11 protein-coding genes are annotated in these 13066 nt (G+C 70.1%); 7 read left to right on the forward strand and 4 right to left on the reverse strand.

What is annotated here, in order from left to right:
- The first annotated feature begins 6 nt into the window (after positions 1-6).
- Together LDL49_RS47980 and LDL49_RS47985 are read left to right on the forward strand one after the other, a co-directional pair.
- Positions 7-969, forward strand: coding sequence for a hypothetical protein (locus LDL49_RS47980; RefSeq protein WP_225301640.1), 963 nt, complete (start codon positions 7-9; stop codon positions 967-969).
- On the forward strand, positions 966-2138 hold the full coding sequence (locus tag LDL49_RS47985; protein ID WP_225301641.1) for an adenylosuccinate synthetase: 1173 nt from the start codon (positions 966-968) through the stop codon (positions 2136-2138). Before LDL49_RS47980 ends, LDL49_RS47985 begins: the two co-directional genes overlap by 4 nt.
- On the opposite strand, the gene LDL49_RS47990 is transcribed toward LDL49_RS47985, so the two are convergent.
- Genes LDL49_RS47990 through pdhA form a run of 3 tightly spaced genes read right to left on the reverse strand, consistent with a single transcriptional unit; the run spans position 2135 to position 5772 of the window.
- Positions 2135-3637 (reverse strand): dihydrolipoamide acetyltransferase family protein, encoded by a 1503-nt coding sequence (locus tag LDL49_RS47990; RefSeq protein WP_225301642.1) that lies wholly within the window; start codon positions 3635-3637, stop codon positions 2135-2137. The two genes, LDL49_RS47985 and LDL49_RS47990, sit on opposite strands and share 4 nt — an antisense overlap.
- A gap of 11 nt (positions 3638-3648) precedes the next feature.
- Complete coding sequence (locus LDL49_RS47995) at positions 3649-4629, reverse strand: alpha-ketoacid dehydrogenase subunit beta (RefSeq protein WP_225301643.1); 981 nt, start codon at positions 4627-4629, stop codon at positions 3649-3651.
- A 51-nt stretch (positions 4630-4680) separates the two neighbouring features.
- Entirely contained in the window at positions 4681-5772 is a 1092-nt protein-coding gene (gene pdhA, locus LDL49_RS48000) for a pyruvate dehydrogenase (acetyl-transferring) E1 component subunit alpha (protein WP_225301644.1), read from the reverse strand.
- Positions 5773-5998: 226 nt separating this feature from the next.
- Here pdhA and purS point away from each other — a divergent pair, with 226 nt between their 5' ends.
- The 4 genes from purS to purL all read left to right on the forward strand — a co-directional run bounded on the left by purS (position 5999) and on the right by purL (position 9928).
- The gene (gene purS / locus LDL49_RS48005) at positions 5999-6244 is read left to right on the forward strand and encodes a phosphoribosylformylglycinamidine synthase subunit PurS (RefSeq protein WP_225301645.1); all 246 of its coding nucleotides are present in this window, start codon (positions 5999-6001) and stop codon (positions 6242-6244) included.
- Between the two features lie 222 nt (positions 6245-6466).
- A complete protein-coding gene (locus tag LDL49_RS48010) occupies positions 6467-6853 on the forward strand; it encodes an ATP-binding protein (RefSeq protein WP_225301701.1) in 387 nt (128 codons plus the stop codon).
- Between the two features lie 148 nt (positions 6854-7001).
- The gene (gene purQ, locus LDL49_RS48015; protein ID WP_225301646.1) at positions 7002-7679 is read left to right on the forward strand and encodes a phosphoribosylformylglycinamidine synthase subunit PurQ; all 678 of its coding nucleotides are present in this window, start codon (positions 7002-7004) and stop codon (positions 7677-7679) included.
- Positions 7680-7723: 44 nt separating this feature from the next.
- Positions 7724-9928, forward strand: coding sequence for a phosphoribosylformylglycinamidine synthase subunit PurL (gene purL / locus LDL49_RS48020; RefSeq protein ID WP_225301702.1), 2205 nt, complete (start codon positions 7724-7726; stop codon positions 9926-9928).
- Between the two features lie 68 nt (positions 9929-9996).
- On the opposite strand, the gene LDL49_RS48025 is transcribed toward purL, so the two are convergent.
- Entirely contained in the window at positions 9997-10788 is a 792-nt protein-coding gene (locus tag LDL49_RS48025) for a collagen-like domain-containing protein (RefSeq protein WP_225301647.1), read from the reverse strand.
- 240 nt (positions 10789-11028) lie between these two features.
- Here LDL49_RS48025 and LDL49_RS48030 point away from each other — a divergent pair, with 240 nt between their 5' ends.
- Positions 11029-13047 (forward strand): adenylate/guanylate cyclase domain-containing protein, encoded by a 2019-nt coding sequence (locus LDL49_RS48030; protein ID WP_225301648.1) that lies wholly within the window; start codon positions 11029-11031, stop codon positions 13045-13047.
- Positions 13048-13066: the final 19 nt, after the last annotated feature.

A 13066-nucleotide genomic window follows, 5' to 3' on the forward strand; every position in this document is an offset into this window, starting at 1 on the left:
AACATCTTGGGCAGCGGAATCTGGTCCACCGACGTCTACAGCTCGGCCGCCCGCTACCGGGCCGCCACCGGCGCCAGCGCCTTCGCCTACAGCGACGGCGGCGCCTCCACCACCCACCCCGACCTCGACCCGTTCGGCGTCACTCGGGAGAGCCGCGACTCCGACGAGCACCCGGACTCGCTGGCCGTCGCCGTGCTCTTCGACGTGACCGGCTCGATGGGCCACGTGCCGCGCACGCTGCAGGCCAAGCTGCCCGACCTGCTCGGGCTGCTGCTGCGCAAGGGGTACGCCGCCGACCCACAGATCATGTTCGGCGCCATCGGCGACGCGACCTGCGACCGGGCGCCGCTCCAGGTGGGGCAGTTCGAGTCCGACAACCGCATGGACGAGCAGCTCGGCCAGATCCTGCTGGAGGGCGGGGGCGGCGGCCAGATGTCCGAGTCGTACGAGCTGGCCATGTACTTCATGGCCAGGCACACCTCGATCGACTGCTACGACAAGCGCGGCAAGCGGGGATACCTGTTCATCATCGGCGACGAGCTGCCCTATCCGCGGGTCAGCGGGAAGGCCGTCGCCAAGCTGATCGGCGACCCGCGCCCGCGCGACATCGACGTGGCCGTGATGGTCGCCGAGCTGACCGAGAAGTGGGACGTCTACTACATCCTGCCCGCCGGCTCCAGCTACGCCGGTGACGCGCGGGTGCTGCGGGTCTGGCGCGACCTGCTCGGCCAGAACGTGCTGGAGCTCGACGACCTCGACGCGGTCTGCGAGACGATCGCGCTGACGATCGGGCTCGGCGAGGACGCCATCGGTCTCGACGAGGGCCTCGACGACCTGGCCGGGCTCGGCTCCGCCGCGGGTGCCTCGGTGTCGAAGGCACTGGCCAAGCTGGACCGCGGCACGCTCGTGGTGTCGGAGCCGCTCGACGGACTCGACGAGCTCGGCGCGCTCGACGGGCTCGACGCGTGAGCGAACACGTCATCGTCGCCGACCTCGGGTACGGCGACGCGGGCAAGGGCACCGTCGTGGACTGGCTGTGCGCCACCCGGCCGGTCCACGCGGTGATCCGCTTCAACGGCGGCGCCCAGGCGGCGCACAACGTGGTGCTGCCGGACGGGCGGCACCACACGTTCGCGCAGTTCGGCTCGGGGACGTTGCGAGGGGTGCCGACGCATCTGTCGAGGTTCGTGGTGGTCGATCCGCTGGCGCTCTCCGCCGAGGCCGCCCATCTGGAACGGCTGGGTGTGCCGGATCCGTTCGGACTGATCACGGTCCACCGGGACTGCCTGCTGGCCACGCCGTACCACGTCGAGGCGGGCCGGCGGCGCGAGCTGGCGCGCGGGGCGGAGCGGCACGGGTCGTGCGGGATGGGCGTCGGTGAGGCGATGGCGTACTCGCTGTCGCACGGCTCGCTCGCGCCGCGCGCGGGCGACTCCCCCGCGACGCTGACCCACAAGCTCGGCCTGCTGCGGGAGGCGCTGGGGGTGGACGGGCCGCCGGTGGCGGACTGCGTGGCGGCCTACCGGGCGTTCGCGTCGCGGGTACGGCTGGTGGACTCCACCGATGAGCTGCTCAGGCGGGGGCCGGTGGTGTTCGAGGGGGCTCAGGGGGTGCTGCTGGACGAGAACCACGGGTTCGACCCGTACACGACCTGGAGCACCACGACCTTCGCGAACGCGCTGGAGCTGCTCGGCGGGGCCGGGGCGCTCCGGCTGGGCGTGCTGCGGACCTACACTCCCCGGCACGGGCCGGGGCCGCTGGTCACGGAGGACCCCACGCTGGAGCTGCCGGAGCCGCACAACGGCACCGGACCGTGGCAGGGGCCGTTCCGGGTGGGGCACTTCGACGCCGTGGCGCATCGGTACGCGGTGGAGGTGGCCGGCGGCGTCGACGGGCTGGCGCTGACGCACCTGGACGCGCCGGTTTCGCGGCTGTGCCACGCGTACGAGGGGGGTGACCTCCGGCTCGGCGACCGCGCCACGCGCACCGCTCGCCTGCTGCGGGCCAAGCCGGTGTACGGCGATGCCGTCACCGACTGGCCCGCGGCCGTGGCGGACGCTCTGGGCGCACCCGTCTGGGTCGGGTCACACGGCCCGACCTCGGCCGACAAGCGCGTCCTCACCCCCGCCCTCGGTTAGCTCCAGGCGAGCACGCGGAGGGGGTCCTCCAGCATGGCGCCGACGTCGCGCAGGAACAGCGATCCCAGCTCGCCGTCGACGATCCGGTGGTCGAAGGAGAGCGCCAGCGTCGTCACCTTGCGAACCGCGAGCTCGCCGTCCACCACCCACGGCATGTCCCGTATCTGACCGAAGGCGAGGATGGCGGCCTCACCCGGGTTGAGGATCGGGGTGCCGGTGTCGACGCCGAACACGCCCACGTTCGTGATCGTGATCGTGCCGCCCGCCATCTCGGCCGGTTGGGTGCGGCCCGCCCTGGCCGTCTCCGTGAGCCGGCCCAGCTCGGCGGCCAGCTCGGGGAGGGACAGCCGGTGGGCGGACTTGATGTTGGGGACGACGAGGCCGCGCGGGGTGGCGGCGGCGATGCCCAGGTTGACGTAGTGCTTGACCACGATCTCCTGAGCGGCCTCGTCCCATGAGGAATTGATCATCGGATGGCGCCGGGCGGCCGTGAGCACGGCCTTGGCGACCAGGAGCAGCGGCGAGACCTTGACCTCGGCGAAGTCCGGGAGCGTGCGCAGGCGCCGGACCGCCTCCATGGTCTCAGTGACGTCGAGCTGGAGGAACTCGGTGACGTGCGGGGCGGTGAAGGCGCTGGTCACCATGGCTTGGGCGGTCATCTTGCGGACGCCCTTGACCAGGATGCGCTCCTCCTCGCCCTGCTCGGTGGTCGCCCGCGGGGCGGGCCCCTCCGCGGCGGCGTGGACGTCGTCCCTGGTGATCGAGCCGTTCGGGCCCGAACCGGTCAGGGTGGTCAGGTCCACGCCCAGGTCCTTGGCCAGCTTGCGTACCGGCGGCTTGGCCAGGACGGCGACCCGGCGCGGGGTGTCGAGCGCCACCGGCCCGGACGGCGCGGCGACCTCGACGCGGGACGGGTTCGCGACCGGGGTGGCCGGGATCACGGACAGCTCGGGAGCGACCGGGATCACGGGCGGCTGGGCGGGCCCGTCAGGGCGGGATTTGCGGGGGCGGCGTTTGGTGGCGCCGGTCTTGACGCCGTAGCCGACCAGGACCGCCTGGCGTTCCTCCTTGGGGGCGGGGCTGCCGTGGGCGCCGGGTTCGACGGCTCCCTCCGCCGGAGGGCGCGGGACCAGGTCGTCGGCCAGCGCCTCGATCCGGTCGGCGTCCGCCGCCCCGGCCGCACCGGCGTCAGCCGCCTTGACCTCGCCGGCCTCAGCCGCCTTGACCCGGGTGGTCCCGTTTCCGGAGCCGTCGTCCGGCTCGTCCGTGTCGACGGCGATGATGGGCCTGCCGACGTCGACCGTCTGGCCCTCGTCGGCCATCAGCCCGGAGACCACGCCGTCCCAAGGGATCGGCAGCTCGACGATGGACTTGGCCGTCTCGATCTCCACCACGATCTGGTTGACCTTGACCGTGTCACCGGGCTTGGTGTGCCAGCGGACGATCTCCGCCTCGGTCAGACCCTCGCCCACGTCGGGGAGCTTGAATTCACGTCGCATGAGTCCCCTCCTCAGTAGCCGAAGGCGCGGTCGACGGCCTCGAGCACCCGGTCGAGGTCGGGCAGGTAGTGCTCCTCCAGTTTCGACGGCGGGTAGGGCGTGGAGAACCCGCCGACGCGCAGCACCGGCGACTCCAGCTGGTAGAAGCACTGCTCGGTGATCCTGGCCGCCAGCTCGGCGCCGAAGCCGCTGTTGACCGGCGCCTCGTGCACCACCACGGCCCGGCCGGTACGGCGTACCGAGTCCATCACCAGCGGCGCGTCGAGCGGATTGAGCGAGCGCAGGTCGAGGACCTCGACCGAGCGCCCGTCGGCCTCGGCGGCCGTGGCGGCCTCCAGGCAGGTCTTCACCATCGGGCCGTAGGCGATCAGCGTGATGTCGGTGCCCTGGCGCACCGGCCGGCCGCGGTCGAGAGGCAGCCACCAGTCGGTGCTTGTGGTGTCGACCTCGGCCTTCTCCCAGTAGCGGCGCTTGGGCTCGAAGAAGATGACCGGGTCTTCGGAGCGGATGGCCTGCTGGATCATCGTGTACGCGTCGGCCGGGTTGGAGCAGGCGACCACGCGCAGCCCGGCGGTGTGCGTGAAATATGCCTCCGGCGACTCGCTGTGGTGCTCGACCGCGCCGATGCCGCCGCCGCAGGGGATGCGTACGACGACGGGCAGCTTGATCGCGCCGAGCGAGCGCATCGGCATCTTGGCGAGCTGGGTGATGATCTGGTCGGCCGCGGGGAAGACGAAGCCGTCGAACTGGATCTCGCACACCGGCCGGTAGCCGCGCAGCGCCAGGCCGATCGCGGTGCCGATGATGCCCGACTCGGCCAGCGGGGTGTCGATGACCCGGTCCTCGCCGAAGTCCTTCTGCAGGCCGTCGGTGACCCGGAACACGCCGCCGAGCTTGCCGACGTCCTCGCCCATGATGAGGACCTTGGGGTCGTCCTCCATGGCCTTGCGCATGCCCTCGTTGAGCGCCTTGGACAGGCTGAGCACGGTCATGACGCCTCCTTCGCCCAGGGCTCGACGGTCATGCGGTGCTCAGGGGTTCGCTCACTCACTGAAGCCCTCCAGGTAAGCGGCGTATTGGGCGCGCTCCTCGTCGATCAGCGCGTGCGGCTCGGAGTAGACGTGCTCGAACATCGCGAGCGGCCCTGGGTCGGGCATCGCCAGGCAGCGCCTGCGCAGGTCGGCGCCGAGCTGGTCGGCCTCTCCCTCGACCGAGTCGAAGAAAGCCTGGTCGGCGAACTCGTTCTTGAACAGGTACGACTTGACGCGCTCGATCGGGTCCTTGAGCTTCCACGCCTCCAGCTCGCTGGCCACGCGGTAGCGCGTCGGGTCGTCCGTGGTGGTGTGGGCGCCCATCCGGTACGTGAACGCCTCGATGAGCACCGGGCCCTGACCTTCGCGGGCGTTCTTGAGCGCCTGCCTGGTCACGGCGAGGCAGGCGAACACGTCGTTGCCGTCGACCCTGATGCCGGGGAAACCGAACCCGGAGGCCCTGCGGTAGAGGGGGATGCGGCTCTGCTTCTCCAGGGGCTCGGAGATGGCCCACTGGTTGTTCTGGCAGAAGAACACGATCGGCGCGTTGAACACGCTGGCCCAGACGAACGACTCGTTCACATCGCCCTGGGAGCTGGCGCCGTCGCCGAAGTAGGCGATGACGGCCGCGTTCGCGTCGTCGCGCTGGACGCCCATCGCGTAGCCGACGGCGTGCAGGGTCTGGCTGCCGATCACGATCGTGTAGAGGTGGAAGTTGTGCTCCTTGGGGTCCCACCCGCCGTGGTTCACCCCGCGGAACAGGCCGAGCAGCTTCACCGGGTCGACGTCGCGGCACCAGGCCACGCCGTGCTCCCGATAGGTGGGGAAGGCCATGTCGGCGTCGGTCAGCGCGCGGCCAGAGCCGATCTGCGCGGCCTCCTGGCCGAGCAGCGAGGCCCAGATGCCGAGCTCGCCCTGCCGCTGCAGAGCGACCGCCTCCAGGTCGACGCGCCGGACGAGCACGAGGTCGCGGTAGAGGGATCGCACCTCTTCGGGTTTGAGGTCGATGTCGTAGTCGGGGTGCTCGACCCGCTCACCCTCGGGGGTGAGGAGCTGGACGAGCTCCGGGGGTGCTTGTGCACCACGAGAGGCGTCGAGTGTCACGTGCCACTCCTGTGCGGTCAGGGCCGGGGTCGATGGGGTTGCCACCTTAGGCCAGCCTTTCGAGCGTCGGACCATGTGGTGGTGGTTCGTACGCGTTTGGGGACATGGTGGCAGACGTCACAGCCCTCAGCGCAAGCCCCATCCCCTCCCCGTTCCCGTTGTGTTGCCTGCCACACGCGCCGGTAGGCTGGCTTTCCCAACTCCCGCCGCACCCAGGAGGAACGCAGTGGCGCGCGTCATCGTAGACGTCATGCTGAAGCCCGAGATTCTCGATCCCCAGGGCCAGGCCATCGCCCGCGCGCTGCCCAGGCTGGGCTTCTCCGGCGTCGCGGCCGTACGGCAGGGCAAGCGCTTCGAGGTCGAACTGGACGGTCCGGCCGACGAGGCGGCACTTGCGGACGTCCGAAAGATGGCCGAGACGCTCCTGGCCAACACCGTCATCGAGGACTACGTCGTGCGGGTTGAAGAGTAGAACAGCACATTTGACGCATCGAAATACCCGCGAGTGGCTAAAGTCGGGTTCCGGCATGCCACAATGCCACGGGCTTGCCAACAGTAAATAACAACAACGTGATTTTGCGGTTAGCCCCGATTTCACGGGGAAACCTACTCCAGGTGACATTCCGGAGCCCGGAGGAGTCCGGTGGATATTGAGTTCTCGTTGGCGCTGCCTCGGGATGCGATCGGCATACCGATGGTCAGACGAGTGCTAGGGGATGCGATGCGTTCGCTCAACGTGAGCGAGGCGTGCATCTCCGACATGCTGCTCGCGGTCTCCGAAGCGTGCTCTAACGCGGTACGCCATGGCGGCCCGGCCAACCGCTATGAGGTCACGGCCTCGATCGGCTACGGCCGCTGCGACGTACGCGTCGTCGACAACGGGGTCGGCCTGCCCTCGATGCCCCTGCACTTTCCGCCCCCCGACACCGAGAACGGCCGTGGCCTGCTGATCATGCGCTCGGTCGTGGACGAGATCTCCTTCGGCATCACTCCCGGCCGCGGCACCACGGTCCACCTCCGCAAGACCCTCGCCTGGGAGGAAACGGCGAACCGCCGCTCCCGCGAGCTGGCCGCGGTCTAGCCGTTCGATCCCTCTGCTCCCTTCGCGGGCCGTCATGGCGGCCCGCCTCCTGGCGTGCCCGCCGTACCCGATGACGCCGTTGGGAGGCATCGGCGAGCACCAGATAGCCTTGGCGGTGCACACCACGAACGCTGGAGGAACGCAAGACATGAGCGCCCGCGTGGGGGTAGTCACCTTTCCAGGAACTCTCGACGATCAGGACGCCGCCAGAGCGATCAGACTGTCCGGCGCGGAAGCGGTTCCGCTGTGGCACGCCGACCACGACCTCAAGGGCGTGGACGCCGTCTTCCTGCCCGGCGGCTTCTCCTACGGCGACTACCTGCGGTGCGGCGCCATCTCGCGGTTCGCGCCGCTGATGCGGGAGCTAGTCCCGGCCGCCCGTGAGGGGCTGCCGGTGCTCGGCACCTGCAACGGTTTCCAGATCCTGTGCGAGGCGCACCTGCTGCCTGGCGCGCTGACGCGCAACGCGTCGCTGCACTACGTCTGCCGTGACCAGCGGCTCCGCGTCGAGGCGACGGGCACGCCCTGGACGAGCTCGTTCGAGGCCGGCCAGGAGGTCGTGCTGCCGATCAAGCACGGCGAGGGCCGCTATGTCGCCGACCCCGAGACGATCGCCGCACTTGAAGCCGACGGCCGCGTGGTCGTGCGCTACCTCGGCAACCCCAACGGCTCCGTCAACGACATCGCCGGCATCCGCAACGAGGCCGGCAACGTGGTCGGCCTCATGCCGCACCCCGAGCACGCCGTCGAGAACCTCGTCGGCGCGCCGAGCACGGACGGGCTCGGCTTCTTCACCTCCATCCTCAAGAAGCTGGTGAACGCGTGAGCACCGACAGCGTCAAGCGGGCCGCCGAGACGCCCGCCGAGCCGATGCCGTTCGCCGAGCTGGGGATGAAGCAGGAGGAGTACGACCGGGTCAAGGAGATCCTCGGCCGTCGTCCCACGGGCTCCGAGCTGGCCATCTACAGCGTCATGTGGTCCGAGCACTGCTCGTACAAGTCGTCCAAGGTGCACCTGCGGCAGTTCGCCACGAAGGCCCCCAAGTCCGACGCGCTGCTCGTCGGCATGGGGGAGAACGCCGGCGTCGTCGACATCGGCGACGGCTGGGCCGCCACCTTCAAGATCGAGTCGCACAACCACCCCTCCTACGTGGAACCGCACCAGGGCGCCGCCACCGGCGTGGGCGGGATCGTCCGCGACATCATGTCGATGGGTGCCCGCCCGATCGCGGTCATGGACGCGCTGCGCTTCGGCGGCGCCGACCAGAACGACACCCGGCGCGTGCTGCCCGGCGTGGTCGAGGGCATCAGCAGCTACGGCAACTGCCTGGGCCTGCCCAACATCGGCGGCGAGGTCGTCTTCGACCCCTGCTACATCGGCAACCCGCTGGTCAACGCGCTCTGCGTGGGCCTGCTGCGCAAGGACCAGATCAAGCTGGCCACCGCGCCGGGGCCGGGCAACAAGGTGGTGCTGTTCGGCGCCTCGACCGGGCCCGACGGCATCGGCGGCGCGTCGGTGCTCGCTTCGGCGACCTTCGAGGACGAGTCGCACGCCAAGCGGCCCGCCGTGCAGGTCGGCGACCCGTTCATGGAGAAGCTGCTCATCGAGTGCTGCCTGGAGCTGTACGCGGCCGACGTGGTCGTGGGCATCCAGGACCTCGGCGCGGCCGGCGTCTCGTGCGCCACCACCGAGCTGGCCGCCAAGGGCACCGGCGGCATGCACGTCGACCTCAACCTGGTCCCGCTCCGCGACCCCTCGCTCAGGCCCGAGGAGATCCTGATGAGCGAGTCGCAGGAGCGGATGATGGCCGTGGTCCGGCCGTCGGACATCGCGGCGTTCATGGCGATCTGCGAGAAGTGGGATGTCCCGGCCACCGTGATCGGCGAGGTCACCGACACCGGCCGGCTGGTGATGACCTGGGACGGCGAGACGATCGTCGACATCCCGCCCGGCACCGCGGCCGACGACGGCCCGGTCTACGAGCGGCCCTTCCACGAGCCCGCCGGGCAGGTCGCGCTCAACGCCGACACCCCCGACCGCCTCGACCGGCCCGCCGACCTGCGCCTCACCCTGCTGGAGCTGCTCGGCTCGCCGAACCTGGCGTCGAAGGAGTGGGTGACCTCTCAGTACGACCGCTACGTCCGCTCCAACACCGTGCTCGCCCAGCCCGCCGACGCCGGGATGCTGCGTATCTCCGAGGTCATGGCCGGCGCCGAGCCGACGACCCGGGGCATCGCCCTGGCCACCGACGGCAACGGCCGCTACGCGCGGCTCGACCCCTACGCGGGCGCCCAGCTCGCGCTGGCCGAGGCCTACCGCAACGTCGCCGTCACCGGGGCCCGTCCGCTGGCCGTCACCAACTGCCTCAACTTCGGCTCGCCCGAGGACCCGGAGGTCATGTGGCAGTTCGCCGAGGCCGTACGCGGGCTCGCCGACGCCTGCCGCACCCTCGGCGTGCCGGTCACCGGCGGCAACGTCTCCTTCTACAACCAGACCGGCTCGACCCCGATCCACCCGACACCGGTCGTGGGCGTGCTCGGCGTGATCGACGACGTGGCCAAGCGGATCGCCACCGGGTTCGTCGCCGAGGGCCTGCGCATCGCGCTGCTCGGTGAGACGAAGGAGGAGTTCGGCGGGTCGGAGTGGGCGCACGTCGCCCACGGCCACCTCGGCGGCCTGCCGCCCGCGGCCGACCTGGCGGCCGAGCAGGCCATGGCCACCGTGCTGGTGGAGGCCGCCGCTCAGGGGCTCCTTGAGGGCTCCCACGACCTGTCCGACGGCGGCCTGGCCATCGCGCTCGCGGAGTCCTGCCTGGCGCGGGGCATCGGGGCGACGGTGGCGCTGAGCGGTGACGCGTTCACGGACCTGTTCAGCGAGTCGTCGGCCCGCGCGCTGGTGGTGGTCCGGCCGGAGGCGTTCGACCGGTTCGCCGCGCTCTGCGCCGACCACGAGGTGCCCTGCTACGGCCTCGGCACCACCGGCGGCACGTCGCTGGTGGTGGAGGGGGTGCTGGAGGTGCCGGTCGCGGAGCTGCGCGAGACGCACTCCGGCACGTTGCCGGCGCTGTTCGGCTGAGATTTCAGCGCAAAGGCCGGTACGGGGTGCTGCCGTACCGGCCTTCGCTTGTCAGGCGGTCTTGAGGATCAGGACTTCTTGAGGCAGACCACGTAAACGGTGCCGCTCACGCCGTGGTTGCCGCTGGTCAGGTTGTTGGTGTCGTTCTTGGCCGCGGTGACCGACCAGCTCGACGCGCCGCTGGGGGCGCTGCTGGTGACGTTGCCGTTGCCGCTGATGGTGAAGCCGCCGCCGGTCGCCACGTCGCCGCTGTTGCAGGAGGCGGAGCCGCTGCCCGAGCTGAAGTTGTTCGAACGGGTGTAGGTCGTGTAGGTGATGCCTTTCCCGTCCTCACCGTCCTTGCCGTCCTTGCCCGGCAGGCCGTTCTTGCCGTCAGCGCCGTCCTTGCCGTCGGCACCGGGCTTGCCCGGAAGGCCGTCCTTGCCGTCCTTGCCATCGACCCCGTCGGTGCCGTTCTTGCCCGGGAGACCGTCCTTGCCATCGGTGCCGTTCTTACCGGGGAGGCCGTCCTTACCAGGGAGGCCGTCCTTACCGTCCTTGCCGTTCTTGCCGGGGAAGCCCTGACGGCCCTGGAGGCCGGTGTCACCCTTCGGCCCCTGCGGGCCGGTGTCGCCCTTGGTGCCCTCCGTGATCGTGGTCGTCGACTGGCCGCCGCCGCCGATCACCATCCGGGTCTCCGTCTTCCGGCACGGGGTGGTGGCGTTGACGATGCGGGCGTACCGGGTCTTCTTGTGCACGCACGCGTACACCTCTGAAGCCGACGACGCGGTGGCGACTCCGCCAACCGCGAGGAGCGAGGCGGCGAGCGCTCCGACAGTGGCGAGGGTGAGCGTACGCGCACCGCGAATCTTGATAGCCACGGCTTTCCTTCCGGGGAACGGGTGTTGCTCAGGTTGAGCATGAGGTTCACGTTTCAACCGTTCCAACGGATGACAGGAAACGCATAACGGGTTCATTACAGGACAAACCAGACAGACGGTGATGACGCCACTTGACGAGTCATGAAAGTCGGCTGTGGGTAAAAGGACGCATTGGCCGGGCCTGTCTACGATGGATAATCGGGACCGTTCGGGGGCGCACGCATTCCACGGAGGATGACCTTGTCGACCGCCAGTCCCTACCTCCCTCCTGCCACGCAGCCGGTGCGAGGGGTCGTCTGGGCCATCCATCTGGCCCTGCCACTGCTCGGCCTCTGGCTGCTGCTGGCCCAGAGCCACCTCAACATCATGTGGGAGCACCACTCCAGCCACTTCTGGATGATCATCTCGGTGGCCGGCCTCAACGTGGCGCTCGGCGCGCTGATCAGCGAGGCGTCGCGGAAACGGCAGGACGCCCGGCTCTTCCTGGTCTCGATGGTGTTCCTGGCCAGCGCCGGCTTCTTCTTCCTGCACGGCCTGGCCACTCCGCAGATCATCCTGCCCACCGGATCGATAGGGTTCGACCTCGGGCAGCAGGTCGGGCTGACGATCGCCTCGGCGTTCGCGTTCGTCTCGGCCTTCCCGCTGGGCGAGCGGGCGGCGCGGACCGTCATGAGATCCCAGCACGTCATCCGGGGCGTGCTCCTCGGATTCATGGTCCTCTGGGGGCTCGCCTCGCTGATCCCGGGGCTGACGCCGCTCAGCCAGCCACCGCTCAAGGAGCCGGTCAACTGGCTCGTCTGGCTGTCGCTGCCGGGCCTGGGCCTGTACGGCGCGGCCAGCGTGATGATGTTCCAGCTGCACCGGCAGCGGCCGTCGGCCATGCTGGTCAGCCTGATCACCGCCTATGCGCTGCTCGCCGAGGCCATGATCGCCGGGATGTCGCAGCTCAACTGGCACCTGTCCTGGTGGGAGTGGCACATCCTGCTGACCCTGGCCTTCGTCTTCGTCGCCTACAGCGCCTACATCCAGTTCAGGCGCGAGGGGTCGAGCGGCGGTCTGTTCGACTCGGTCGCGCTGTCGGCGACCGTGGCCCGCATCCAGCGGGACTACGACGCGGTCCTGGAAGAGCTGGTCGAGCACGTACGGCGTGGCGAGCCGCTGGCGGCCACCCGGTTATCGGAGAAGTTCCGGCTCAACGAGGGGCAGGCCGCGGTCCTCGACCGGGCCGGCGAGGCGCTGGCCAGCGAGCGGGAGCTCTCGGAGCGCCTGAGCGCCCTGGTGGCGGTGAGCGCCCAGACCCGCGTACGCCAGTCCGAGAGCGACCTCCTGGCCACCGCGCTCGAACGGGTCCGGCAGGCGTACGGCGACGTGCGGATCGGTCTGGTCGCCGACGGCAAGACGCAGATCGGCTCCCGCGCGTACGAGTTCGCCGGAGACGCCCCCATCAGGCGGGACAACCTGTTCGCCTTCCCGCTGACGGTCAAGGGCAACCTGGCGGGCGTGCTCGAGGTGCCGGTCGGCCGTACGGCGCAGGACGAGGCGCTGGCCGCCACCCTGGCCGGGCAGATCTCGATCTCGCTGGAGAACGCCCGCCTCTATCAGGAGCTCGACACGCTCTTCCGCCAGTACATGTCGCCTGACGTGGCCAACGCCCTGCTCGCCGATCCGGGCCAGGCGGCCCTCGGCGGCCAGATGAAGGAGCTGACCGCGCTCTTCGCCGACCTCAAGGGCTTCACCACGTTCTCGGAGCGGGTCACCCCCGGCGAGATCGTCGAGATGCTCAACCGCTATCACACGGCCGCGGTGCCCTGCATCCTGGCCAACGGCGGCACGATCGTGCAGTTCGTCGGCGACGCGCTGCTGGCCTTGTTCAACGCCCCGGCCACGCAGCGCGGCCATGCCAGGGCCGCCTGCCGGGCCGCGCTGGCCATGCAGGAGGCCGCCTCCGAGGTGGCCGAGGAGATCGCCTGGAAGCGGGAGGACGCGGAGGCGTGGCCGACGTTCCGGGTCGGCGTCAACACCGGTCCCGCCCTGGTCGGCAACATCGGCAGCCCCGAGCTACGCGGCTTCAACGCGATGGGCGACTGCGTGAACGTGGCCGCCCGGCTGCAGGGCCTCGCCGAGCCGGGCACGGTGGTGATCGGCGAGACGACGCGCAGGCAGCTGGGAGCCGGCGTCACGGTGAACCCCCTCGGAAAGCTGAGCCTCAAGGGCAAGGAAGAACTCGTGGGTGCCTACGTTCTGACCGCGATGACCTAGAAGGGCGCTGACCGTACCG

Source organism: Nonomuraea aurantiaca, from assembly GCF_020215705.1.
GTDB lineage: Bacteria > Actinomycetota > Actinomycetes > Streptosporangiales > Streptosporangiaceae > Nonomuraea > Nonomuraea aurantiaca.

What these genes read in the sequence shown, in the direction of transcription:
- purL (WP_225301702.1), top strand. Translation starts at nt 7,724, where the DNA reads ATGCCGTTCGCCGAGCTGGGGATGAAGCAGGAGGAGTACGACCGGGTC.
- LDL49_RS48010 (WP_225301701.1), top strand. Translation starts at nt 6,467, where the DNA reads ATGGTCAGACGAGTGCTAGGGGATGCGATGCGTTCGCTCAACGTGAGC.
- LDL49_RS47995 (WP_225301643.1), bottom strand. Translation starts at nt 4,629, where the DNA reads ATGACCGTGCTCAGCCTGTCCAAGGCGCTCAACGAGGGCATGCGCAAG.
- purQ (WP_225301646.1), top strand. Translation starts at nt 7,002, where the DNA reads ATGAGCGCCCGCGTGGGGGTAGTCACCTTTCCAGGAACTCTCGACGAT.
- LDL49_RS47990 (WP_225301642.1), bottom strand. Translation starts at nt 3,637, where the DNA reads ATGCGACGTGAATTCAAGCTCCCCGACGTGGGCGAGGGTCTGACCGAG.